General features: G+C 65.0%; 23 protein-coding genes. 14 read left to right on the top strand and 9 right to left on the bottom strand.

Annotation, left to right across the window (positions count from 1 at the left end; translation table 11 throughout):
* The first annotated feature begins 122 nt into the window (after positions 1-122).
* Positions 123-461 (top strand): P-II family nitrogen regulator, encoded by a 339-nt coding sequence (locus SIL87_RS04570; RefSeq protein ID WP_319615907.1) that lies wholly within the window; start codon positions 123-125, stop codon positions 459-461.
* A 61-nt stretch (positions 462-522) separates the two neighbouring features.
* Positions 523-1,956, top strand: a complete 1,434-nt coding sequence (gene glnA, locus SIL87_RS04565) for a type I glutamate--ammonia ligase (protein WP_319613021.1) — start codon at positions 523-525, stop codon at positions 1,954-1,956.
* Positions 1,957-2,184: 228 nt separating this feature from the next.
* On the opposite strand, the gene SIL87_RS04560 is transcribed toward glnA, so the two are convergent.
* The gene (locus SIL87_RS04560; protein WP_319613020.1) at positions 2,185-2,850 is read right to left on the bottom strand and encodes a YggS family pyridoxal phosphate-dependent enzyme; all 666 of its coding nucleotides are present in this window, start codon (positions 2,848-2,850) and stop codon (positions 2,185-2,187) included.
* On the opposite strand from SIL87_RS04560, the gene SIL87_RS04555 reads away from it, so the two are divergent.
* The 7 genes from SIL87_RS04555 to rodA all read left to right on the top strand — a co-directional run bounded on the left by SIL87_RS04555 (position 2,849) and on the right by rodA (position 11,286).
* Positions 2,849-3,433, top strand: coding sequence for a thiamine phosphate synthase (locus tag SIL87_RS04555; RefSeq protein ID WP_319613019.1), 585 nt, complete (start codon positions 2,849-2,851; stop codon positions 3,431-3,433). The two genes, SIL87_RS04560 and SIL87_RS04555, sit on opposite strands and share 2 nt — an antisense overlap.
* 243 nt (positions 3,434-3,676) lie before the next feature.
* Positions 3,677-5,020 carry a porin family protein gene (locus tag SIL87_RS04550; protein ID WP_319613018.1) on the top strand — a complete coding sequence of 448 codons (1,344 nt, stop codon included), beginning with the start codon at positions 3,677-3,679 and terminating at the stop codon, positions 5,018-5,020.
* A 182-nt stretch (positions 5,021-5,202) separates the two neighbouring features.
* Positions 5,203-5,775: a DUF3576 domain-containing protein gene (locus SIL87_RS04545; protein WP_405055211.1), complete on the top strand. Its 573-nt coding sequence runs from the start codon at positions 5,203-5,205 to the stop codon at positions 5,773-5,775.
* 4 nt (positions 5,776-5,779) lie between these two features.
* On the top strand, positions 5,780-8,404 hold the full coding sequence (gene leuS / locus SIL87_RS04540) for a leucine--tRNA ligase (RefSeq protein ID WP_319613017.1): 2,625 nt from the start codon (positions 5,780-5,782) through the stop codon (positions 8,402-8,404).
* Complete coding sequence (gene lptE, locus SIL87_RS04535; protein WP_319613016.1) at positions 8,397-8,912, top strand: LPS assembly lipoprotein LptE; 516 nt, start codon at positions 8,397-8,399, stop codon at positions 8,910-8,912. Before leuS ends, lptE begins: the two co-directional genes overlap by 8 nt.
* Positions 8,913-8,952: 40 nt before the next feature.
* Positions 8,953-9,978: a DNA polymerase III subunit delta gene (gene holA / locus SIL87_RS04530; protein ID WP_319613015.1), complete on the top strand. Its 1,026-nt coding sequence runs from the start codon at positions 8,953-8,955 to the stop codon at positions 9,976-9,978.
* A gap of 150 nt (positions 9,979-10,128) precedes the next feature.
* Complete coding sequence (rodA, locus tag SIL87_RS04525) at positions 10,129-11,286, top strand: rod shape-determining protein RodA (protein WP_319613014.1); 1,158 nt, start codon at positions 10,129-10,131, stop codon at positions 11,284-11,286.
* 2 nt (positions 11,287-11,288) lie between these two features.
* Here rodA and gshB read toward each other — a convergent pair whose 3' ends face one another.
* Positions 11,289-12,281, bottom strand: coding sequence for a glutathione synthase (gene gshB / locus SIL87_RS04520; protein ID WP_319613013.1), 993 nt, complete (start codon positions 12,279-12,281; stop codon positions 11,289-11,291).
* 25 nt (positions 12,282-12,306) lie between these two features.
* A complete protein-coding gene (locus SIL87_RS04515) occupies positions 12,307-12,621 on the bottom strand; it encodes a hypothetical protein (RefSeq protein WP_319613012.1) in 315 nt (104 codons plus the stop codon).
* Positions 12,622-12,626: 5 nt separating this feature from the next.
* Between SIL87_RS04515 and SIL87_RS04510 the strand changes: the two genes are divergently transcribed.
* Entirely contained in the window at positions 12,627-13,070 is a 444-nt protein-coding gene (locus tag SIL87_RS04510) for a DUF29 domain-containing protein (RefSeq protein ID WP_319613011.1), read from the top strand.
* A 240-nt stretch (positions 13,071-13,310) separates the two neighbouring features.
* Here the strand turns inward: SIL87_RS04510 and SIL87_RS04505 are convergent, their stop codons facing one another.
* Positions 13,311-13,664: a hypothetical protein gene (locus SIL87_RS04505; RefSeq protein ID WP_319613010.1), complete on the bottom strand. Its 354-nt coding sequence runs from the start codon at positions 13,662-13,664 to the stop codon at positions 13,311-13,313.
* Positions 13,661-14,305, bottom strand: coding sequence for a bactofilin family protein (locus SIL87_RS04500; protein WP_319613009.1), 645 nt, complete (start codon positions 14,303-14,305; stop codon positions 13,661-13,663). Before SIL87_RS04500 ends, SIL87_RS04505 begins: the two co-directional genes overlap by 4 nt.
* Positions 14,306-14,557: 252 nt before the next feature.
* On the opposite strand from SIL87_RS04500, the gene SIL87_RS04495 reads away from it, so the two are divergent.
* Complete coding sequence (locus SIL87_RS04495) at positions 14,558-15,532, top strand: adenosine kinase (protein WP_319615905.1); 975 nt, start codon at positions 14,558-14,560, stop codon at positions 15,530-15,532.
* Positions 15,533-15,620: 88 nt separating this feature from the next.
* Here SIL87_RS04495 and SIL87_RS04490 read toward each other — a convergent pair whose 3' ends face one another.
* The 4 genes from SIL87_RS04490 to rpsF form a co-directional block, all read right to left on the bottom strand.
* Positions 15,621-16,850 carry an SAM-dependent methyltransferase gene (locus tag SIL87_RS04490; protein ID WP_319613008.1) on the bottom strand — a complete coding sequence of 410 codons (1,230 nt, stop codon included), beginning with the start codon at positions 16,848-16,850 and terminating at the stop codon, positions 15,621-15,623.
* A gap of 220 nt (positions 16,851-17,070) precedes the next feature.
* Positions 17,071-17,628: a 50S ribosomal protein L9 gene (rplI, locus tag SIL87_RS04485; protein WP_319613007.1), complete on the bottom strand. Its 558-nt coding sequence runs from the start codon at positions 17,626-17,628 to the stop codon at positions 17,071-17,073.
* A 12-nt stretch (positions 17,629-17,640) separates the two neighbouring features.
* A complete protein-coding gene (rpsR, locus tag SIL87_RS04480) occupies positions 17,641-17,925 on the bottom strand; it encodes a 30S ribosomal protein S18 (protein WP_319613006.1) in 285 nt (94 codons plus the stop codon).
* 3 nt (positions 17,926-17,928) lie between these two features.
* Complete coding sequence (gene rpsF, locus SIL87_RS04475) at positions 17,929-18,405, bottom strand: 30S ribosomal protein S6 (RefSeq protein WP_319613005.1); 477 nt, start codon at positions 18,403-18,405, stop codon at positions 17,929-17,931.
* Between the two features lie 231 nt (positions 18,406-18,636).
* On the opposite strand from rpsF, the gene SIL87_RS04470 reads away from it, so the two are divergent.
* The 3 genes from SIL87_RS04470 to SIL87_RS04460 all read left to right on the top strand — a co-directional run bounded on the left by SIL87_RS04470 (position 18,637) and on the right by SIL87_RS04460 (position 25,120).
* Positions 18,637-20,274 carry an amidase gene (locus tag SIL87_RS04470; protein ID WP_319613004.1) on the top strand — a complete coding sequence of 546 codons (1,638 nt, stop codon included), beginning with the start codon at positions 18,637-18,639 and terminating at the stop codon, positions 20,272-20,274.
* 254 nt (positions 20,275-20,528) lie between these two features.
* Entirely contained in the window at positions 20,529-23,147 is a 2,619-nt protein-coding gene (locus SIL87_RS04465; RefSeq protein WP_319613003.1) for a glycoside hydrolase family 99-like domain-containing protein, read from the top strand.
* Between the two features lie 101 nt (positions 23,148-23,248).
* A complete protein-coding gene (locus SIL87_RS04460) occupies positions 23,249-25,120 on the top strand; it encodes an IS1634 family transposase (protein WP_319612784.1) in 1,872 nt (623 codons plus the stop codon).
* Positions 25,121-25,169 lie beyond the last annotated feature (49 nt).

The raw sequence follows: 25,169 nt of genomic DNA, 5'->3' as shown, positions 1-25,169 counted from the left end.
TGCGTTTGGCACGGCTCATGCATCAGTGGTACGCCGTCCCGGTCAGGGGCGGTGCGTGCTTTTGCCCGCCGAGATGAACCAGCAACAAGGAGGGTGCCCGTCTCGGATCGGGCGTGAACCGGATGAAAAAAATCGAAGCGATTATCAAACCGTTCAAGCTGGACGAGGTGAAGGAAGCCTTGCACGAGGTTGGGCTTCAGGGCATCACTGTGATGGAAGCGAAAGGGTTTGGCCGTCAGAAGGGCCATACCGAGCTTTATCGCGGCGCCGAATACGTGGTCGACTTTCTACCCAAGGTGAAGATCGAAGTGATCTGCGAAGACAACGTGGCGGAGCGGGCGATCGAGGCGATCACCAACGCCGCGCGTACCGGGCGGATCGGGGACGGCAAGATCTTCGTCTCCTCCATCGAGGACGTGATCCGAATCCGCACCGGCGAGAAGGGCGAAGCGGCAATCTGAATTTCCAACCGGCGATGCCGCGTCGTGCGGCATCTCAATCTGACCAGCAGTGAGGACCACAATGGCGAAAAAGCCCAGCGGCGGCGGAGATGCAATCAGCAAAGCGATCGCGATGATGAAGGAGAACGGGGCCGATTACATCGACCTGCGGTTCACCGATCCGCGCGGCAAATGGCAGCATACCTCGCAGCATATCTCCACGATGGACGAGGATGCCTTCCGTGACGGCATCATGTTCGACGGTTCCTCGATCGCCGGCTGGAAGGCGATCAACGAATCCGACATGATCCTGATGCCGGATGCCGAAACCGCGGTGATGGACCCGTTCTCGGCCAAGCCGAGCATGATCCTGTTCTGCGACATCATCGAACCCTCCACGGGCATGGGCTATGCGCGCGATCCGCGCGGCACCGCCAAGCGGGTCGAGGCCTATCTGAAATCGACCGGCATCGGCGATACCATCGTGGTCGGCGCCGAAGCCGAATTCTTCGTGTTCGACTCGGTGAAGTTCGGCACCGGCGGCAATTTCGGCATGTACCAGATCGACAGCATGGAAGGCCCCGGCTCCTCGCTGAAAGACTATCCGGAAGGCAATATGGGCCACCGCCCCGGCATCAAGGGCGGGTATTTCCCGGTCCCGCCGGTCGATTCCGAAAGCGATCTGCGCGCCGAAATGCTCGCAACCATGGGCGAAATGGGCCTGCCGATCGAAAAGCACCATCACGAAGTCGCCCAGAGCCAGCACGAACTGGGCACCCGCTTCGGCTCGCTGACCAAAATGGCCGACCAGATGCAGATCTACAAATACTGCGTCCACAACGTCGCCCATTCCTACGGCAAGACCGCGACCTTCATGCCCAAGCCGATCTATGGCGATAACGGTTCCGGCATGCACACCCACCAGTCGATCTGGAAGAACGGCAAGCCGCTGTTCGCCGGCAACGGCTATGCCGACCTGTCCGAAATGTGCCTCTATTTCATCGGCGGCATCATCAAGCACGCCAAGGCGATCAACGCGTTCACCAACCCCTCGACCAACAGCTACAAACGCCTGATCCCCGGCTTCGAAGCCCCGGTGCTGCTGGCCTATTCGGCGCGCAACCGCTCCGCCTCGTGCCGGATTCCCTACACCACCAACCCGAAGGCCAAGCGCGTCGAAGTCCGCTTCCCCGATGCTTCGGCCAACCCCTACCTCGCCTACTCCGCCATCGCGATGGCCGGGCTCGACGGCATCAAGAACAAGATCCACCCCGGCGACCCGATGGACAAGGACCTCTACGACCTGCCGCCGGAAGAACTCAAAGGCATCCCGACGGTGTGCGGCTCGCTGCGCGAAGCCCTCGGCGCCCTCGCCACCGACCACGACTTCCTGCTGGCCGGCGATGTGTTCAGCAAGGAACAGATCGAAAGCTACATCGAACTGAAATGGTCGGAAGTGTACCGCTTCGAACACACCCCGCACCCGGTCGAGTTCGAGATGTATTACTCGGTATGACATTAAGTCAGTAAGGACTTCTTTTTTGTAAAAAAGAAGCAAAAAACTTTTGTTCACTGGGCCGTCGCGGGTTGAACCTTCGATGACCTGATGAATCAAAGTTTTTTTGCTTCTTTTTTTTGCAAAAAAAGAAGGCCTTGCTTTCTTCTGCTCAGCCCAAAGCGCCGCCAAGCAGGCTTGCCAAATTTTGCCGGATCAATATCGTGACGTGATGGTCGGCGTCCGACCTCACCGCCCGCCAAACAACGCCGACCCCACCCGCACCTGCGTCGCCCCGCAGGCGATCGCCGTCTCGAAATCGCCGGACATCCCGATCGAGCGGATCGGCAACCCGTGATGATCCGCCATCGCCACCAGATCGCGGAAATACGGCGCGGGATCGACCCCGACCGGCGGGATCGCCATCAGCCCGCGTAACGCCTCGCCGAACCGCGCCCGCATGGCGCGGATGAACCCATCCGCCTCTGCCCGCGCCACCCCGGCTTTCTGCGCCTCATCACCGATATTGACCTGCACCAGCAGGTTCGGGAGCGTCCCCTCGCGCTCAGCGGCGGTGGCCAGCGCATCCGCGAGTTTCGGGCGGTCGAGCGTCTCGATCTGGTCGAACAACAGCACGGCGTCGCGCGCCTTGTTGGTCTGCAACGGCCCGATCAGATGCAGATCGAGCGTGGCATACGGAATCCGCAGCGGCGTGAATTTCAACGCCGCCTCCTGCACCCGGTTTTCACCGAACACCAGTTGCCCGGCCGCAATCGCCGCCTCGATCGCGGCAACCGGCTTGGTCTTGGAAACCGCAACCAGCCCGATCTCGCGCCCCGCCGCCGCCCGCTCGATCCGCGCGCGCACCTCCGCAATGGTTGCGGCAAGGTCGGGAATCGGCTGATCATCGGTCATGGACCAACAACTGATCAGCCAGGCCCGCGCGGTCAAGCGCCGCCGCCGCACAACCCTCCCCACGCTGTTCCTGTTCACCGATGCCGCGCACCACCCCGACCTCGCCGGCCTCGTCGCCCGCCTGCCGCGCGACATCGCCGGGATCGTCTTCCGGCATGACGGATTTCCCGCCCGCAACCGCCTCGCCCGCCGGATCGCGCGGATCTGCCGTGCCCGCAGGCTCGCGCTGGTGATCGCGGGCGACTGGCGACTCGCCGCCGCCTGCCGGGCCGGTCTGCACCTGCGCGGCGGCGCGCGCCCCCGCACCGCCTATCGCGGCGATCTCACCACCGCCTCGGTTCACGATCGCGCCCAGCTCGTCGCGGCACGCCGCGCCGGGGCCAACATAATTTTCATCTCCCCCGCCCATCCAACATCGAGCCATCCCGGCGAACCCGCCCTCGGCCCGGTGCGCTGGGCCGCCCTCGCGCGTCACAGTCCGATCCCAACCATCGCATTAGGCGGCATGACCGGCCACAATCTCAGGTCGCTGGGTCGGCACTGCGCCGGTGCCGGCGCCATCGGTGCGCTGGCCGGGCCCTGAAACCTGCCCGTATCATTCTTACTGTCATCGCGATGACATATACTGTGGCTCCGAAACAACATCCCCTCAAAATACCACGTCAGGTCGCACCGGGATGTTGCTTTGAACCGATAAAATGCCCTTTATCCCGGTTGTAAATGATCTGTGTCTCAGAACGAGGCCGATACCAAAACGCTGGCGGGTTAGCGCCAACCAGATCGACGACAGGGTTCACCCCGGGCAACCGGTTTCACGGAGGATGATATGCGCAAGTTTCTGCTGGCCTCGGCCGCGACGTTAGCGATGGTAGCCGGTGCCACCGGTGCCGCCCACGCCCAGGCCGCCAAGCCGCCCGCACCCGGCACGCTGGTCGTTCATCTGAACGGCCTGTTCACCTACCAGCTCGACGATGTCGGCTCCTCGGTCAATTCCTACGGCAACAACAAGCTGAACCCGATCACCAATGCCGGGTTCCTTCGCCTCTATCCCGGTTTCGATGCGATGACCGAAAACGGGTTCGAATACGGTGTCGCCTCGGAAATCCGCGATGCCTACACCAACCCCGGTCAGGGAATGCAGGAAAACAGCGTCACCGGCAACGGCGTCGAAGCTCTGGTCGTCCGCCGCGCCTACGCCTATTTCGGCACGAAAAAGGCCGGCATCGTCCGCATCGGCCAGGGTGACGGTCCGTGGAGCCTGATGCAGGATGGCGTGATCGAAAACTTCGGTGACGGCAATCAGTGGAACTCCGATGGCGGCATCGGCTCGCTGGTCCCGGGTGCAGCCTACCCGACCTGGCTGTTCGCCGATACCAGCGTGCTCTACACCACGCTCAAGGTCGTCTATCTGTCGCCCGATCTCGCCGGCTTCAATTTCGGCGTCGGCTTCGAGCCGAACTCCAACGGCATCAAGGAAGGCGACGCGACCTGCGTGGTTGCATCGACAACCTGCGCCGCCCTCGCCAGCGCCCCCGGCGGCGTCGGCAACGCCCGCCGCAAGAACACGCTCGACGCCATGCTGCAATACACCGGCCTGTTCAGCGGCGTCGGCGTGAAGGTCTCGGGCGGTTACATCATGTCCTCGCCGATCGGCAACAGCACCGGCGTTCCGTTCGAAACCATCGTTTCACCGCAGACCGGTTCACGCACCCCGATCACCGAGTACAAGCGCATGGGCATCGCCACGATCGGCGGTCAGGTCACCTATGCCGGCTTTATCCTTGGCGCCAATGTCAAGGACGGTCAGGTCAATAACGGCTACACCTTCCTCGCCCCTGGCCAGCGCAGCGCCTTCGACTACATGATCAGCGCCGAATACAATGCCGGCCCGATCACCGTCGGCGGCTACTACTTCAGCAACCAGAGCGCCGGCGGCCATCAGGCAACCAACAACGTCGCCCGCACCGAACAGGATAACGGTGTCGCCCTCGGTGCCAACTACGCGGTCACCCCGAACCTCGGCTTCTTCGTCACCTACCTCTACGGCCAGCGCAAGCAATACGGGTTCGACTTCGCGAACAACACCGTCGTCGGCCAGACCGGTTACAGCGCCGCCTACGACCGTACCCACAGCCAGGCGATCGGCGTCGGCGCCGCCCTCAAATGGTAATCTGATCGCCCGCCGATCAGTCATCGATGAAGAGGGTGACGGTTCTGCCGTCACCCTTTTTTCATGAACCACGACCGAAGCGGAACCTGCCCGCCCACCCTGCCCTTGGCGGCAGCCCCCGGCAACGCTAAACACCCCAGATTGTCGCTCAGACTTCCTGGCGCGACCGAGCGGAGATGAACGTGCGGCCCCATAGCAATATTTCGACCCGGCGCTTCAACCCGGCCACCGGCATCGCCCTCGCCGCGGTCTGTGCGCTCGGCCTCGCCTCGTGCAGCAATTCAAAACCGCTCCAGGCCAGCCAGATCAATTCGTCGCAAACCGAATACACGCCGCCTTCGATGGACGGTGCCGCCAGCAGCGGCGGCATCGGCGACCTGCTCACCCTCGGCGGCGGCACCAAAACCGCCCCTGCCGGCACCGCCAGCGGCGTCGCGGTCAACGCCTATCTCTGGCGCGCCTCGCTCGACACGCTGAGCTTCATGCCGCTCGCCTCGGCCGATCCGTTCGCCGGCGTCATCATCACGGACTGGTATTCCCCGCCCGCCACGCCCAACGAGCGCTTCAAGGCCACCGCCTATGTGCTGGGCAGCATGCTCTCGGCCAACGACTTGAAAGTCTCGGTCTTCCGCCAGTCCCGTCAGGGCGGCGAATGGGTCGATCAGCCGGTCGATCCCGCCACCGCCAACGGCATCGAAGACCGCATCCTGGCGCGCGCCGCCCAGCTCAAGGCCGCCGGACAGTTGAACGGCTGAGCCGATGGACCAGAACCAGCCCGATCTAGCGCCCGACGCGTCCTCCGATCACGCTTACGATTTCCGCACCGCCGAGCCGCGCTGGCAGGCGGCGTGGGCGGCAGCAGGCTGTTTCGCCACCACTGACACGCCGGATTCCACCAAACCGAAATCCTACGTGCTGGAAATGTTCCCCTATCCTTCGGGGAAAATCCATATCGGCCACGTCCGCAACTACGCGATCGGCGATGTCGTCGCCCGCGCCCGCCGCGCGCAAGGCTACGACGTCCTGCACCCGATGGGGTGGGACGCGTTCGGCCTGCCCGCCGAAAACGCCGCCCGCGAACGCGGCGTCGACCCCGCGCAATGGACCCGCGAGAACATCGCGGCGATGCGCGACGATCTCAAACGCGTCGGCCTCTCCTTCGACTGGTCGCGCGAATTCGCCACCTGCGACCCCGATTATTACGGCCAGCAACAGAAAATCTTCCTCGATTTCTGGCGCGCCGGCCTCGCCTACCGCCGGGAATCCGCGGTCAACTGGGACCCGGTCGACCTCACCGTGCTCGCCAACGAACAGGTGATCGACGGTCGCGGCTGGAAATCCGGCGCCCCGGTCGAAAAGCGCAAGCTGCGCCAATGGTTCTTCAAGATCACCGACTTCGCCGAAGACCTCCTCGCCGGACTCGACACGCTGGACCGCTGGCCTGAACGCGTCCGCACCATGCAGCGCAACTGGATCGGCCGCAGCGAAGGGGCCAACGTCACCTTCGCGCTCGCCACTCCGCTCGACGGCATCGCCACCGTCAAGGTCTACACCACCCGGCCGGACACGTTGTTCGGCATGAGCTTCCTCGCCATCGCGCCCGACCATCCGCTGGCGACGGCACTCGCCGCGACCAATCCCGATGCCGCAGCCTTCATCGCCGAATGCCAGAGCAACGGCACCTCCGAAGCCGCGATCGAAGCCGCCGAAAAACGCGGGTTCGACACCGGGCTGCGCGTCCGCCACCCCTTCACCGACGCAACCTACCCGATCTGGATCGCCAATTTCGTCCTGATGGAATACGGCACCGGCGCCATCTTCGGCTGCCCCGCGCACGACCAGCGCGACCTCGATTTCGCCCGCAAATACGCCCTCGCCGTCACCCCGGTCGTCGCCCCCAAAGGCAGCGAACCGGGCGACGTGGATAATACCGCCCTGACCGGCGACGGCATCATCGTCAATTCGGATTTCCTCACCGGGCTCGACGTCGCCGCCGCCAAGCGCCGCGTCATCGCCGAGCTGGAATCGCGCGGCATCGGCCAGGGCGTGGTCAACTGGCGCCTGCGCGACTGGGGCGTCTCGCGCCAGCGCGCCTGGGGCTGCCCGATCCCGGTGATCCATTGCGAGGTCTGCGGCACCGTCCCGGTCCCCGCCAAAGACCTGCCCGTCCTCCTGCCCGACAACCTCCCGTTCGACCGGCCGGGCAACGCGCTCGACCATCATCCCACCTGGAAACACGTCGCCTGCCCGCAATGCGGCGCGCCCGCCCTGCGCGAGACCGACACGTTCGACACTTTCGTGGACAGTTCCTGGTACTTCGCCCGCTTCTGCGCCCCGCACGCCACCACGCCGACCGATGCCGCCGCCACGAAGCACTGGATGCCGGTCGATCAATATATCGGCGGCATCGAACACGCGATCCTGCATTTGCTCTACGCCCGCTTCTTCACCCGCGCGATGCACCGGCTCGGCCATGTCGGGGTCGATGAACCCTTTGCCGGCCTGTTCACTCAGGGCATGGTCACCCATGAAAGCTACCGCACCGAAGACGGGCGCTGGCTCTACCCCGACGAGGTCGTCAAACATCCGGACGGCACGGCAACCAGCAACGGGGCCCGCGTTATCGTCGGCCCCAACGAGAAAATGTCGAAATCCCGCCGCAACACGGTCGATCCCAGCGCCGTGATCGAGCGGTTCGGCGCGGATGCCGCCCGCTGGTTCACCTTGTCGGACAATCCCCCGGAACGCGATGTCGAATGGACCGAGGCTGGTGCCCAGGGCGCCTTCCGCTTCGTCCAGAAACTCTACCGCCTCGCCCGTACCATCGCCGATGCGCCCGCCGATGCCACTCCGCTCGGTCACGCCAGCGGCGAGGCCCGCAAACTCCGCCAGGCCACCCATCGCGCCATCGCCGGCGTCACCCAGGCGATCGATGATTTCGCCTTCAACGTCGCCATCGCAAGGCTGCACGAACTCAGCAACGCCATCACCGATTCCGAAACCCGCGCGACCCCCGGCGTGGCCTTGGGCCTCACCGCAGCGCGGCGCGAGGCGGTGGAAGCCCTGATCCGCCTCGCCGCCCCGATCATCCCCCATGTCGCCGAGGAAGCCTACGCCCTGCTCGAACCCGGCGCCGGTCTGGTCGCCACCCTGCCCTGGCTCACCGCCGAGCCGGACCTGCTCCGCCGCGACAGCGTCACCCTCGCGGTCCAGATCATGGGCAAACTCCGCGGCACCATCGACCTCCCGGTCGGCGCGGACGCCGAAACCGCCATCGCCACCGCCATGGCCGAGCCCAAAATCGCCCAAGCCCTCGCCGGTGCCACCATCGTCAAGCGCATCCATGTGCCGGACCGCATCCTGAATTTCGTGATCCGTGCGTAAACTCCTCGCCCTTCCCTGCGTCCTCGCCCTCTCGGCCTGCGGCTTTCACCCGCTCTACGGTCCGCAGCACGGCCAATCGGCGACCGTGGCGGCACGGCTCGATGAAGTAGATATCGGCCTGATCCCGGACCGCCAGGGCCAGCTCCTGCGCGAGGCCCTCGAATCCGATCTCCAGCGGGCCGGCGCGCCGAGCTACTACCGCTACCACCTCGCGGTCAGCTACAGCATCAACGTCCAGATCATCGGCATCCAGCAAGACAGTTCGAACACCCGCAACCGCTACCTCGCCACCGCGCAATGGACCCTCACCCCCGAGGGCAACCGCACCATCCCCGTCGCCAAGGGCACCGCCTCCGCGATGGATGCCGAGAACGTCATCGACAACCAGTATTTCCAGGCGACGCTCGACAATGGCGTCATGCGCCACCAGCTCGCCCGCGAAATCGCCCACCAGATCACCGCCCAACTCGCCATCTACCTGCGCGCCCATCCCGCCGCCGGGAGCTGAACATGGCACCCGCCCCCGCTTCGGCCCCCTGTCCGGCCCGATGAAGCTCGATGCCCGTCAGGCCGACCGCTTCCTCGCCGACCCCCACCTCGCCAACCCCGGTTCCACCCGCCTCGTCCTGATCTACGGCCAGGACACCTCCCTGATCACCGACCGCGCCCGCACCCTGGCCAAACGCATCGCCGGCTCGCTCGACGACCCGTTCCGCCTCGCCGAGCTCGATGCCGATCACGCCGACCGCCTCCCCGAGGAAGCCAGCGCCCAGGCTTTCGGCGGCGGCCGCAAAATCGTCCTGATCCGCGATGTCGGGGACAAGCAGGCCCCCGCCTTCGAAGCCGCCCTCGCCGCCAAAGGCGATGCCCTGATCATCGCGACCGGCGGCGATCTCAATGGCCGCTCCAAACTCCGCACCCTCGCGGAAAAACACCCCGAAGCCGCCGCGATCGCCTGCTACACGCCGGATGCCGCCGCGCGCGGCCCGGCCCTCGAAGCCGCGCTGCGCAGCGCCGGGGTCACCATCGCGCGCGACGCCATCACCCTCGCCGCCAGCCGCCTCGGCGGCGAATCCGGGGCGCTGGCCGATGCCGCCGAACGCCTGATCCTCTACGCCGGCCCCAACGGCACCCTCACCCTCGCCGATATCGACGCCGTGCTCGACGATCAGGGCACCGCCTCGATGATCGACGCGATCGACGCAGCCCTCGCCGGCAATCCGCGCGCCGCCGACCACGCCATCGGCCTCGCGATCGATGAAGGCGCCGCCCCCGTCGCGATCCTGCGGGTCCTGCTTACCGAGTTGTCCGGCCTGCGCCTCACCGCCGAAGCCATCGCCCGCGGCGCATCCCCGCGCGACGCGATCGCCGGTCGCCGCCCCCCGGTATTCTTCCGCCGCCAGCCCACCGCGATCAAGGCCGCGACCCTCTGGCGCGAAGAGGCCATCCTCGCCGCGATCGACCGCGCCCGCCGCGCCGAAGCCGACTGCAAACGCACCGGCAGCGTCCCTGAGGCGATCGCCCGCCAAACCCTGCTCGGCCTCGCCCAACGCGCCGCCCGCGCAACCGGCTGACCCGATCTTCACACCCGGCCCGCCACCGCACTGACCGCACAACCCGCCAGAGCGGTCATCGCCAACACCCCGTCCCACCCATCCGCCGATTTTGCAAACACCCAGCCCGGGACTAAACATCGCGCACGACACCGCACGGGACCGCCCGCCATGAACACCTCACTCTTCCGCAAGATCGATCGCCCGCACTACGATCGCTCCTTCGGCATCGCGACCAAGCTGCTCCGGGTGAACTGGCTGTTCGTGCTCGCCTGCTGCGCCCTCGCCGGTATCGGCTACGCCGCGCTCTACTCCGCCGCCGGCGGCCACGGCCAGCCCTATGCCACCCCGCAGATCGAGCGCTTCTTCGCCGCCCTCATCATGATGATCGCGATCGCCATGATCGATATCCGCATCATCGCCAAACTCGCCTGGCCGCTCTACGGCCTCGGCATCGTCCTTCTCCTCGCAGTCTGGAAATTCGGCCATGTCGGCCTCGGCGCCAAGCGCTGGCTCGATGTCGGCGGCGTCCATGTCCAGCCTTCCGAACTCATGAAGCTGTTCCTCGCCCTCGCCCTCGCCTCGTGGTTCCAGCGCGCCAGCTACGAGCGCGTCGGCAACCCGCTATTCCTGATCCCGCCGGTCCTCGCCATTCTGGTTCCCGCCGCCCTCATCCTCAAGGAGCCCAATCTCGGCACCGCCGTCATCACCATGAGCATCGGCGCCGCCATCCTGCTCGGCGCCGGCGTGCGCTGGTGGAAATTCGCCATCGTGATCGCTTTGGTCGCCATCATCGCGCCCTTCGCCTACGCCCATCTGCACGGCTACCAGAAAGAGCGCATCCTCACCTTCCTCCACCCGGGGCGCGACCCGCTGGGTGCCGGCTACAACATCATCCAATCCAAGATCGCCCTCGGCTCGGGCGGCATGTGGGGTCAAGGCTTCCTGCACGGCACGCAGAACCAGCTCAACTTCCTGCCCGAAAAACAGACCGATTTCGTCTTCACCATCATCGCCGAGGAATTCGGCTTCGCCGGCTCGCTGGTCCTGCTCGGCATCCTGTTCTCGATGGTTGCAATGGCGGTCTACACCGCGCTGCGCTGCCATCACCAGTTCGGCCGCCTCGCCGCCCTCGGCATCGCGACCAACCTGTTCCTCTACTGCTTCGTCAATCTCGCGATGGTGATGGGCCTGATCCCGGTCGGCGGCGTCCCGCTGCCGCTGGTCTCCTACGGCGGCTCGGCCCTCACCGCGGTCATGCTCGGCTTCGGCGTCCTGATGTCGATCCACGTCCACCGGGACGTGGAATTCGCCCCCACCGACGACTGAATCTATCCCGCCCGATCCTGGCCCACCCGATCCTGGCCCACCCGATCTTGCCCTGCCCGCTTCGCCTCGATCCGGTCCCAGATCGCCGCCGCCAGATCCGCCCCGCCGAACCGCGCGACCTGCTGAATCCCGGTCGGCGATGTCACATTGATCTCGGTCAGGTAATCCCCGATCACGTCGATCCCGGTGAACATCAACCCGCGTTCCTTGAGCGTCGGCCCGATCCGCGCGCAGATCTCGTGATCCCGTGCCGTCATCGTGGTCGGCCGCGCCACCCCGCCGGCATGCATGTTCGAGCGCGCATCGCCGTCCACCGGCACCCGGTTGATCGCGCCCATCGCCTCGCCGTCGATCAGAATGATCCGCTTGTCCCCCGCCCGCACCGCCGGCTCGTAGCGCTGGATCATCAGCGGCTCGCGTGAAACCCCGAAATGCATGTCCATCAGCGCGCCCAGATTCTCATCATCCGGCTTGATACGGAAAATCCCCGCGCCGCCATTGCCGAACAGCGGCTTGACGATGATGTCCTTGTAGCGCGCCCGGAAATCCCGCACCGCCGCCCGGTCCCATGCGATCATGGTCGGCGGCATCAGGTCGGGAAACTCCATCACCAGCAGTTTCTCCGGCGCATTGCGCACCGAAGCCGGGTCGTTCACCACCAGCGTGCGCGGATGGATATGTTCGAGCAGATGCGTCGCGGTGATATACGCCATGTCGAAGGGCGGGTCCTGGCGCATCAGCACCACATCCATCGAAGCAAGGTCGATCACCTCGGTCTCACCGGCGGTGAAATGCGCCCCGCGCTCGCGCCGCACCGTCACCTTGCGCACCCGCGCGCGCAGCACCCCCGCTTCCAGCCACATATCCGGCACCCGATAGTGCCACAGCGCATGCCCGCGCGTCTGCGCTTCGAGCATCAGCGCGAAACTCGAATCCCCATCGATATCGATGCTCTCCATCGGGTCCATCTGGACCGCGACCTTCAAACCGCTCATGCGTCCTCCGATCTCTCGTTGACGCTCATCTACCAGCCCCGGCCCCGCCATGCCAGACAAGCGGAATCGGCCGCCGCCCCATCCCCACCCCCACCCACAACCCGAACAAACAAAAGTCTTTTGCTTCTTTTCTACAGAAAAGAAGACCTTGCGTTGCCTCAGTTCCCTGCCGGAGAAAATAGCCCTCCAAATCAATACGTTGTCTGAAAGCTTCCACGCCAGCTATGATGCAGACACCCTCATTCTCGTTGACTTTCCAGCCGGAAAAGCCGAAAAATTTTGCAGATATCTTCATCTGATCTGGAAAAAGAACCAATCGCGCGCCTTCCTTGCGGAGCACTCCGAATGAGCAATTCCACCCTCTACGACCACGATTTTTACGCCTGGGCAAATGAACAGGCAGCCCTCCTGCGCGCCGGCCGTCTGTCCGAGGCGGATATCGAACATGTCGCCGAAGAGATTGAGAGCATGGGCAAAACCGAAAAGCGCGAACTCACCAGCCGCCTGACGGTGCTCCTGCTTCACCTGCTCAAATGGCAATACCAGCCAGGCCGCAGGGGCGCATCATGGCAAGCGACTATCCGCGTGCAACGCCGCGATCTCGCTGTGCATATGAACGACAACCCAAGCTTGAAAGCCATCCTGCCGCAAGTTCTCGATCAAGCCTACGGTAACGCGTTGATCGAAGCCGGCGCTGAAACAGGCTTGCTCGAATCAGCCTTTCCCGCCGTCTGCCCCTGGACCTTCGACCAGATCAAAAGTCCCGATTTCTGGCCTGATGAGGGCTGATGTCTCTGACCCATCACCTCTTGCCAAGTATTGCGCCCCCTTGGCGGCCTCTCAACCAGTCCCCGCGCGCCTGAGACGCCCCCCTCGCCCCCGGGATTTCCGCGGTGAAGTCCCGGCGACTACCCCGCGCTTTCCATGATGCCGCTTCTGGGGCAGTCCATTCCCGGCTCCCTGGGGATTACCGGGACAACAAACCGGCCCAACGAAAGCAATCTCAAATTATAGGCGCGGTCCCGCACTTCAAACCCGCCCATCCCCCCGTTCGCGCATCAAGCTCGCCACGCAGGAGGATTGCGAAACCCCACGCGGCAACGGCATCGCCGCGCTCACTGCGGGCACGCCGGTCGGCCCAGGGTACAAAATCACATTGAGCCGGCAGACCGAGGAATCGTAGAGCCACACCTGCGCCGACCCATCGATCCGCCGCAACGCCGGCTTGCCGAGATCGGCCTGCAACCCTTCGGCCGAGGTGCCCACCAGCGTCACCGGCACCGCCGTCCCGGTTGCCGCCGCCGCAACCGGGCGCGGCCCCGCGCTGCAACCGGCGAGGCCGGTCGCCAGCAGCAGCACCGCAACCCGCGTCCGCAGCCTCATTCCGAAGCGGCGGCGCCTTCGGTGATCATCTCGATCCGCCCGGTGATCTGCCCACCATCCTCGACCTGCAGGCGGCGGCAGCGCGCAGTGCCCAGAACCCGCCCGGTCGCGCGCACGATCAGCGCATGCCGCGCGGTCAGCGTCCCGTCGATCGTCCCGGCGATCTCCGCCTCCTCGACCTCGACCTCACCCTTGAACACCCCGCCCTGCGTGATGGAGAGTTCGGTCGCCTTGATCATGGTCGCCTCGACGGTGCCTTCGACCACGAGCCGCTCGGCATCCTGCACCACGCCCTGCACGGAAATCCCGCGCCCCACCACCAGGGTCCGCCGCTCCGCATTCTCGGCGCGCGGCCCCACCGTCGGGCGGAACGTCGCACCGCTCAGCGGCGAGGCGGGCGGCGTCGGCTGCGCCGGGGTCGGCTGGGTCGGGGCAAACGGTGATCGTGCCATGGACATCTCCTGTTCGGTCGATTCGGGGGAATTTCGTGCGGAACCCGGTACTGCGGGCCGAAACGGCGGCATGCTCAGGCCGTCATCGGAACCCGGCACGCGCGCTGCGCCATCCGGTCCCGTCGCGCCGGGCGTGTCATCCGCTTTGGTCGAGGTCGGCTGCTCGTCGCGTTTTCTGAAACTGATCATGAACCCTCCGCTCGCTTCGCGCTCAGCGCAGCTAGCACGCGCCCTGCCGCACCGACAATCGCTGAACCCGAAAAAACCCTCTTTTATCCCCAAGGTTCCGCAAACCCATCAAGTTGCCGAACCGCAATCTCTCGTCCATCTGAAATCGAGATTCCGTCCATGTTCCGGTCATATGCCAGCACGGTCTGGCATCTCACCACCGCCGATGCTACGCGCAGCCCGATCCCATCATCGTCCGGCCAGGAGTTCCGCATGAGCGCACGCTACGACATCATCGGCATCGGCAACGCCATCGTCGACGTCCTCGCCCTCACCACCGACGATTTTCTCGACCGGCACGACATGCGCAAATCCAGCATGGCCCTGATCGACGCCGCCACCGCCGAACGCCTCTCCGCCGCCATGCCCCAGGGCAAAACCGCCTCAGGCGGTTCGGTCGCCAACAGTTGCGCCGTCGCCGCCGGTCTCGGCGCCCGCGTCGCCTTTCTCGGCAAAGTCGCGGACGATGCCCTCGGCCACGCCTTCGCCGCCGACCTCGCAGCCATCGGCGTTGATTTTCCCACCGCCCGCGCCGCCACCAGCGCCCCCACAGCCCGCTGCCTCATCCTCGTCACGTCGGACGGCCAGCGCACCATGAACACCTATCTCGGTGCCTGCGTCGAATTCTCCGAAGCCGATCTCGACGAATCCGCCATCGCCGACGCCGAAATTCTCTACCTCGAAGGCTACCTGTTCGACCCGCCGCACGCCCAGGCCGCCTTCCGCAAAGCCGCCGCGATCGCCCGCGCCGCCGGGCGCAAAGTCGCCCTGTCCCTCTCCGATGCCTTCTGCGTCGACCGCCACCGCGCCGGCTTCCTCGATCTGCTCACCAGCGTCGACATCCTGTTCGCCAACGAAGTCGAAATCTGCGCCCTGTTCGAACAGAACGAATTCGACAGCGCCGCCAACATCGCCGCCCAAACCATCCCCCTCGCCGTCCTCACCCGTAGCGAAGCCGGCAGTGTCGTCATCCAGGGCGCAACCCGCCACCACGAAAAAGCCGCCCCCGCCACCGTGGTCGACACCACCGGCGCAGGCGACGCCTACGCCGCCGGCTTCCTCGCCGCACTTGCGAAAAACCAACCCCTGCCCGAATGCGCACGCCTCGCCAGCGCCGCCGCCGCCGCCGCGATCAGCCAGATCGGCGCGCGGCCTGATGCGGCAACGCTGCGGGCGCTAGTGGTGTGACAGGGGAACGTCAGGATAGGACAGATAAAAGCGGTTCTTTTTTGTAAAAAAGAACCAAAAAACTTTTTTTAGTCTGGGCCGGTGCCGCCTATGCTGTCTGGCGGGCGGCTTTGCGTTCGGTCTCGGTGATGTAATCGCGCGTCAGAGGCACGGCATCCTGACGGCGGGCAAGCTGGAGTTGGAATACCATGTGGTCCTGCACGGCAAAGGCGAGTTCGGACCCTGAAAGATAGAATTCGAACATCCGGCAGAACCGTTCGTCGTAGAGCGAAGCAATGGTATCGCGGTTGGCCGCGAAACGTTTGCGCCAGTGGTTTAACGTCTTCGCGTAATGCAGCCGCAGGATCTCGATATCGGTCGAGCGCAGCCCCGACCGCTCGACCGGCCCGAACACTTCCGACAGCGACGGCGAATACCCGCCGGGGAATATATACTTCGCCAGCCACGGGCTGGTCCCCGCCGGCCCGTCGAACCGTCCGATCGCATGGACGAGAGCGACACCGTCAGGATGCAGACAGCGCTTGATCGTGTCGAAATACGCCTGATAATTCGGCAGCCCGACATGCTCGAACATCCCCACCGACACGATGCGGTCGAACGTCCGGTTCATATTTCGATAATCCATCAACTCGAACGTCACCCGCTCCGCAAGCCCCTCCGCCTGCGCCCGGCTTCGCGCCTCGTTGAGCTGCTCGACCGAAAGCGTAATCCCGGTCACCCGCGCGCCATAATCCCGTGCCAGCGTCAGCGCCATCCCGCCCCAGCCGCAGCCGATATCGAGCACGGTGAGGTCCGGGCGGTCGAGCATCAGCTTGGCCGCGATATGGCGCTTCTTGGCAATCTGCGCCTCATCGATGGTCTCATCCCCGCGCGGAAAATAGCCGCAGGAATACTGCCGGTCACGATCCAGAAACAGCGAATAGAGCCGCCCGTTCAGATCGTAATGATGCGCCACGTTCCGCCGGGCCTTGCGGGCATCGTTGATCTGAACCAGCGGACGCGCCGCCCGGTTGAACACCGCCTGCGCACGCAACAGCGGCACATCCCGTTCGGCCCGTTCCACGCTCGCCATCAACACATGGAGAACATCGTGGATCGAACAATCGACCGGGGTGATCGTCCCATCCATATACCCTTCGCCGAGCGCCATCCCGGGTCCGAACGCAAGGCGGCGCACCGTCGCATCGTCATGGATCGCAATGGTGGCGGTGGGACCCGGCTCACCCGCGTAATGGCTCGCCGTTCCGTCCGGCCAGATGACATCGAGTTCGCCGTACACGATCAACCGGGCCAACAGCTTGTTCAACATCCCGCGCATCGCCCACCTCATCACGAAAGCTTAACCTTTTCATGATTTAGGTATATCGCGGGGTCGAAAAAAGGGGCTTGAAAGGGTATGAGTGCTGCCCGATTTACATATCAGCCACCGAAACGACCCCGCCCGAAGCGCACCTGCCCGAAGCTCACCCGCACCGGACATAAAAAAACGCCGGGGACTGACCCCGGCGCTGTCTTTCTCGTCCTGAACCCGCCCGGGTTCAGGCGGTTTCGCTGGACTCGTCGTCCTCGAAGGTCGCTTCCATCTCGTACTCGTCCTCATCGCGCGTGAGCGCCTCACCACGGGCCTGCTTGTCGGCCTCCTCGGTGCTGCGCGCGACATTGACGGTCACGGTCATGATCACTTCCGGGTGAAGAGCCACTCGCACCGTCGCCAGCCCGAGCGTCTTGATCGGGTGGTCGAGCAGCACCTGGTCCCGATCGATCGTCAGACCACCGGCCACGCAGCCATCCGCGATATCCCGCCCGGTGACCGACCCATAGAGCGACCCGGCATCGCTGGCCTGACGGATCAGAACCACCGACAGCCCATGCACCCGCTCGGCCAGACGCTCGGCCTCGCCCCGGCGCTTGATGTTCTGCGCCTCCAATTGCACCCGCTCACGCTCGAAGCGTTCGCGGTTGTTCTTGGTCGCACGAACCGCCTTGGCCTGCGGGAGCAGGAAATTGCGGGCATAACCGGGTTTGACTTTGACCACTTCGCCCATCTGGCCGAGTTTCTCGACGCGCTGGAGCAGGATCAGTTCGACTTGTGCCATGTTGCGTGCTCCTCAATCGACCACGTAGGGCAGCAGGGCGAGGAACCGGGCGCGCTTGATGGCGCGCGCGAGTTCGCGCTGCTTCTTGGCGGAAACCGCCGTGATCCGGCTCGGCACGATCTTGCCACGCTCGGACAGGAAGCGCGACAGTAGCCGCACGTCCTTGTAATCGATCTTCGGTGCCCCGGCGCCCGAAAACGGGCAGGCCTTGCGGCGGCGATAGAACGGGCGGCGGGCGCCAACGGCGGCGCGACGGGCGCCGGGGTTGACTTCGGTATCGTCAGTCGTGCTCGACATAGCTCAATCCTCCTCGACCAGATCGTCATCGCGATCGGTGCGGAACTCGTCACGGGCGCGGAATTCCTCACGGTCCTCAGGACCACGGCGGCGGCCACTATCGAACCGCCCGGCGGGCTTCGGCCCGCGGAACCCGCGTTCACGCTCACGGTCATCGCCGCGACGCGCCAGCGGTGCCGACGGCGCTTCCTCGATTTCCTCGACCCGCAGGGTCATGAACCGCAGAACGTCCTCGTTCAGCCCGAGCAAACGCTCCATCTCGTTGACCGAAGCCGATTCAGCCTCCAGCCCGAGCAGAACGTAATGCCCCTTGCGATTCTTCTTGATCCGGTAAGCGAGGTTGCGCAGCCCCCAATATTCCCGCTTCCTGACCGCACCGCCCTCGCCTTCGAGCTGGGTGGTGATGTCATCCGCGATCACATCGACCTGCTGCTGCGTGATTTCGCTGCGCGCAATCAGCACGCATTCATATAACGGCATGATACCCCCTATGGGTTGCTTCAGCCCCGGCGCGACCATCACTGATGAACGCACCAATTTCCCCCATGGAAACGGGCATAGCCGCGCACGATGCCACGTACCCGGCAGGGAGCGCGCCCTCTCGCACACCTTCCCCCCCAATGCAAGGCCAACATTTGCAAGGCCAACATCCCGCTTGCCCTGTCCCGCAACACCCTTATGCTACTGACGCAGAGGTTGCAGGAGCATCGCATGGATCAGTCGGCCGGCCCCATCGTCACGAACCGCGACATCGAAGGTGCCGAACGCACCCTGGGTGTCAGCTTCACCCCGGCCGAACGCACCCTCCTCGCCCCCGCGATCGCCAACCAGATCGCCCACGCCGCCGCCCGCCGCGCCATGCCCATCCCGCTCTCCGACATCCCGCCCGCCACCATCTTCGATCCCCGCCTCCCCGGCACCACCATGCCCGCACCCGCTGCCCTCCATCTCCCCCGAACCGAAATCCCCTGCCCCACCGACGACACCGAAATCGCCTTCGCCCCGGTCACCGCGCAAATCCACTGGCTCCGCACCGGCGCCCTCACCGCCACCCGCCTGACCCGGATCTACCTCGACCGTATCGCCCGCCAGAACCCCGCTCTCCTCTGCTACGCCCGCCTCAACCCCGCCGCCCTCGATCACGCGGCCCACCTCGATGCCCGCGCCGCCACCGGCGCCTGGGCCGGCCCGCTCCACGGCATCCCCTACGCCTGCAAGGACATCATCGACACGGCAGGCATCATCACCGATTGGGGTGCCGAACCCTATCAGGGCCGCACCCCGGACACCGACGCGCTCGTGGTCCAGCGCCTCCACGCCGCCGGCGCGATCCTGCTCGGCAAATCCACCGTCGGCGCCCTCGCCTATGGCGACCTCTGGCACGGTGGCCGCACCCGCAACCCGTGGAATCCCGAGGAAGGCTCGTCCGGCTCCTCCGCCGGTTCCGCCGCCGCCACCGCCGCCGGGCTCTGCAGCTTCGCCCTCGGCACCGAAACCTACGGCTCGATCGTCTCGCCCACCACCCGCTGCGGCACCACCGGCCTGCGCCCCACCTTCGGCCGCATCGCCCGCACCGGCACCATGCCGCTCTGCCCCAGCCTCGATAAAATCGGCCCGATCGCCCGCACCACCACCGATTGCGCCCTCATCCTCGCCACCATCAACGGCGCCGACCCCTCCGACCCCTCCAGCATCGCCTCCTCCTTCGGCGGCGACCTCCGCACCCTCCCCGCCAACCTCCGCCTCGGCTATTTCCCCGACGACATCGCAACCGACGACACGATCACCCCGGAACTCCTCGACCATTGCCGCGCCCTCGGCCTCACCCCCACCGCCTGCCGCCGCCCCGACCTGCCCTATGACAGCCTGAGCTCGATCCTGATGGCCGAAGCCGCCGCCACCTTCGAGCCCCTCACCCTCAGCGACCGCGACGACCTCCTCACCTGGCAGGACGAAAACGCCTGGCCCAACCAGTTCCGCGCCGCCCGCCTGCTCTCCGCGGTCGACCACATCCAGCTCGACCGCCTCCGCCGCCGCACCATGCAGGTCATGAACGACATCTTCACCGAAATCGACATCCTGATCGGCCCCAGCCTCGCCGGCCCGATGCTCGGCATCACCAACTTCACCGGCCACCCCTGCCTCTGCCTGCCCGCCGGCTTCATCCACTCCCCCAGCCGCATCGCCGATACCCTCGCCGGCACGAAAACCGCCGCAACCAGCACAACCCACCGCGTCCCCCACTCGATCAGCCTCTGGGGCCGCCTGTTCGACGAAACCCCGCTCCTCGCCCTCGGCCACGCCCTCGAAACCCGCCTCGCCCTCGATCTGAGGCCGTCCGGGTGCTGATCGAAGACAAGTCAAGCGAGCGCTTCTTTTTTGGAAAAAAGAAGCAAAAAACTTTCTTCAACTTGGTCTCAGACCTGTTCAACAGCACAGCCCCAATTACAAAAGTTTTTTTGCTTCTTTTTTTACAAAAAAAGAAGATCCTTCCTTCTCCCACCCCAACCCCAGTCCCCCCATGACATCCGCCCCGCCCCGTGTCATAATTTGGACAATCCGATGAACCATGACGACAAACCGCAGGGAACGTAACGACTGACATGGGCGACACGGCTTCACGTCCCGGCGATCTATCCGCCCCGCTCGCCCGTGAGGTCGCGATCATCCTCGAAAGCGGCCTGTTCGATCCCGGCTATTACGCCGCCCAGAAGCCCGATCTCCCGCCCGATTCGGAACCCGCGATCCATTTCTGCGTCATCGGCTGGCGGGATGGCCGCAAGCCCAACCCCTATTTCGACCCCGCCTTCTACCGCGACCGCAACCCCGACATCGCCGCCGCCGACGTCAATCCCCTGGTCCATTACATCGAATTCGGCGACCGCGAAGGCCGCGATCCCTCGCCCATGTTCCATGCCCTCTGGTACCGCGACGCCTACGGCATCACCGGCGGATCGGTCGCTCTGGCCGACTACCTCAACCGCCGCCGCACCGGTCAGGTCAGCCCGGTCCCGCTGTTCAACCCGGTCTTCTACCTCGAACAGAACCCGGACGTCGCCGCCACCGGCTCGGACCCGTTCGAACATTTCTGCGCCTTCGGCATCCACGAATCGCGCGACCCCTCGCCCGATTTCGACACCGGATTCTACGTCGCCCGCTACCGCGACGACATCGGCGACCAGAACCCCCTGCTGCACTACCTCGCCCATCGCAACGGCCGCTTCCTGCCCAAACGCCCGGCCCACGAACGCCTGATCGCCGGTGCGGTCCGCGCCGCAACCCGCCCCGCGCCGGAATTCGAAACCGTCCAGCGCCTGCCCCCCGCCATGCCGCGCCTCGCCACCCTCCTCGCCTACTACCTGCCCCAATTCCACCCGATCCCGGAAAACGACGCCTGGTGGGGCACCGGCTTCACCGACTGGACCAACCTCGCCCGCGCCACCCCCCGCTTCGCCGGCCACTACCAGCCCCGCGTCCCGCGCGATCTCGGCTATTACTCATTGAACGACCCCGCCACCCTCCCCCGCCAGATCGACATGGCCAAAGCCGCCGGAATCGACGGGTTCGTCTTCTATTACTACTGGTTCAACCGCAAACGCCTGCTCGAAGCCCCGCTCGAACGCCTCCTGTCGGACCCCTCCCTCGACACACGCTTCTGCCTGATGTGGGCCAACGAAAACTGGACCCGCCGCTGGGACGGGCTGGAACGCGAAATCCTCCTCGCCCAGGATTACGAAGCGGAGGACGACGCCGCCCTGATCGACGATTTCGCCCGCCATTTCGCCGACCCGCGCTACATCCGCCTCGAAGGCCGCCCCCTGCTGATGATCTACCGCGCCGCCCTGATCCCGGACGGCCCGGCCACCATCGCCCGCTGGCGCGCCCTGTTCGCCGAACGCCACGGCGAAACCCCCCTCATCTTCATGGCCCAGAGCTTCCACGACAACGACCCCGCCCCCCACGGGCTCGACGGCGCGGTGGAATTCCCGCCCCACAAACTCGTGGTCGGCGCCCCCATGATCAACGCCAGCCTCGACCGGTTCGACCCCGAATTCGCAAGCGACGTCTACCGCTACAATGATATCGTCACCGCCTCCCTCGCCGCCCCCGATCCCGCCTACCCGCTGATCCGCACCGCCGTCCCCGGCTGGGACAACGATGCCCGGCGCGAAGGCCGCAACGGCGTCATCCTGCAGGACGCCACCCCCGCCGCCTACCAGACCTGGCTCGCCACCCTGATCGACCGCGCCGTCCGCACGCCGGTCTTCGGCACGCCGCTGGTCTGCATCAACGCCTGGAACGAATGGGCCGAAGGCGCCTACCTCGAACCCGACCTTCATTTCGGCGCCGCCTTCCTCAACGCCACCGGCCGCGCCGCCTGCGGCATCCACACCGCCGATACCGCGCGCAACCTCCTCCTGGTCGGGCACGACGCCCTCACCCACGGCGCCCAGCTCCTCCTGCTCCACCTCGCCCGCACCCTGCGCCGCCATCACGGCATCGCGCCCCGCATCCTGCTGCTCGGCGGCGGCGAACTGATCGCCTCCTACCAGACCGAAGGCCTCGTCGATCTCGCCCCCGATGAAGGCGCGCTCATGGCCCATATCGGTCGCTACCGCGCGCAGGGCATCACCACCGCCATCGTCAACAGCGCCGCCTCGGCCCGGGTCTGCCGCCTCCTCGCCGATGTCGGCATCGCCTCGACCCTGCTGATCCACGAAATGCCCCGGCTGATCCAGGAACGCTCGCTCCGCGGCGTCACCCGGCAGGCCATGGCCGCCGCCCGCGCCGTCGTGTTCTCCTCACCCTTCGTGCGCGACGCCCTCTGCACCGCGCTCGACCTCACCCCGCCCCACACCCACATCCTGCCGCAAGGCAATTACCAGAACGTCCGCTTCTCCAACGCCGCCCGCGCCGCCTTCCGCACCCGCCACGGCCTGCAACCCCACGATTTCGTGGTCCTCGGCGTCGGCTTCGCCGATCTGCGCAAAGGCTTCGACCTCTTCCTGCAGGTCTTCCGCCTGATCGCCGCAACACGCGCGGACGTGCATTTCTACTGGATCGGCGAAGCCCATCTCTGGATCAGGGATTACCTCAGCCTCGAAATCGCCACCGCCACCGCCACCGGGCGCTTCCACCTCCTCGCCTTCGACGATCACGTCGCCACCGCCTACCCCATCTTTAGCACTAAAACGATCATAATTTGCAACCAAAGCGCATAACATATTGATATTGTATACTTTATGTTTTGCTTTTATTTGTAGTGCCATAATATTATTGATGATCCCTTGACCCCCCACGGCACCAGCCTCATGTCTCGGCAATGTTTATCCGCAAAACAAAAACCCGGAATAAGTCCGATAACGAAACATACTTCACCTATCGCCTCGTCGCCTCCGAGCGCATCGGTAAGCAGGTCCGCCAGATCACCCTGCTCAACCTTGGCCGCCAGTTCGACCTGCCACAGAGCGACTGGCAGGCCCTGTGCGCCAGGATAGACGCCTTGCTTGCCGGACAGGTCGGTATGCTCGCAGAACCCGAGATCATCGAGACCTTGGCTCAACGATATGCCGCCCGTCTTATTGCGGCCCAGCCAGGGGCAGCCCGATCGGATGCTGGACACCAAGCTCCACCGACCCCGTCGACCGCCGTTCAGGCATCCTTATTCCCATCACCTGCCGCGCCATCTGCAGTTTACGCCGAGGTCGACATCGCCTCGCTGCAACTCATCCGGCCCCGGTCGGTCGGGGTCGAAGCGGTCGGCCTTGCAGCGATGAACTGGTTGGGAATCGATCAGATTCTCCGCGATCTCGATTTCAATGGTGTCCAGCGAGCCGCGGTGGTCGGCAGCCTCATAGGTCGCATGGCAGCGCCGGGCAGCGAACTCGCAACCTGGCGCTGGCTGCGCGAGCGCAGTGCCCTCGGCGAACTGCTGGACGTGGACTTCGAAGCCATGCCGTTGATCCGTCTGTATCGGACCTCCGACCTTCTTGTGCGACACCGTGACAAGATCGAGACCGCACTGTTCAGCCGGATCCAGGATTTGTTTGGACTGCCGGTTACCGTCACCCTCTACGATCTGACCAACACGTATTTCGAAGGTACCGCCAGCGGTAACGCCAAGGCTGCTCGCGGTCGATCAAAGGAGAAGCGAACCGACTGCCCTCTGGTTACCCTCGGCCTGGTCCTCGATGGCAGCGGCTTCGTGCGCCGCTCAAAGATGTTCGCCGGCAATGTCGGTGAAGCCACGACCCTTGAGGAGATGCTCGACGGCCTCACCGCTCCCAAGGGGGCGCTGGTCATCATGGATGCCGGCATCGCGACCGCAGCCAACGTCGCTTGGCTCATAAAACACGGATACCGTTACCTGGTGGTCAGCCGCGAACGCACCCGCCAGTTCGATCCGGATCAGGCGATCAGCACGCTGACCGCGTCGAACGAGACGGTCCAATTGCAACGTGTGCTGAGCGAGGATGGCACGGAGGTTCGGCTCTATTGCCATTCCGAGGGGCGCAAGACCAAGGAGACCGCAATCACTGATCGGTTCATCACCCGGTTCGAGGCCGGTCTCACCACGCTCGTCGACGGACTGGCAAAACCCCACGGACAGAAAAACCTGGCTGATATCCAGCGACGCATCGGCCGATTGATAGAGAAGAGCAGCGGCATCGGGCAACACTACGAGATCATCGTGACTCCCGATGAGACCGGAACCAAGGCCGCGTCGATCACCTGGGTCAAGGTTCCACTCGAGGGTTCAATGCTGACACATCCCGGGGTCTATTGTCTGCGCAGCAATGAAACCACCTGGGACGCCGCCACCTTGTGGCACACCTACACCATGTTGACCGATCTGGAGGCGGTGTTCCGCGGTCTCAAATCGGAACTCGGCCTCCGACCGGTGTTCCATCACAAAGCGGACCGCACCGAAGGGCATCTGTTCATCACCGTGCTGGCCTATCAACTGGTCCAGGCAATCCGGCATAAACTGAAAGCGGCAGGGGAGCCCCTGTCATGGACCCGATTGCGCGAAATCATCTCGGTGCAGCAACGGATCACCGCAACCTTCCAGCAGCGCGACGGTCGCACCCTGCATGTCCGCAAGGCCACAGTCGCCGAACCAGCCTTGCGCCGGATTTATGATGCGTTGGCACTCAATGCCTCGCCAAGAGGGATCCAGAAACTCACCGTCTGATCCCCTTTGGATATGTTTGTAGTGCCACTCGGATTTTTTTAAGAGTGTA

Source organism: Acidiphilium acidophilum, assembly GCF_033842475.1.
Lineage (GTDB): Bacteria > Pseudomonadota > Alphaproteobacteria > Acetobacterales > Acetobacteraceae > Acidiphilium > Acidiphilium acidophilum.
Note: the sequence above shows the minus strand (reverse complement) of the source record. Positions and strands in the feature narration are given on the sequence as shown.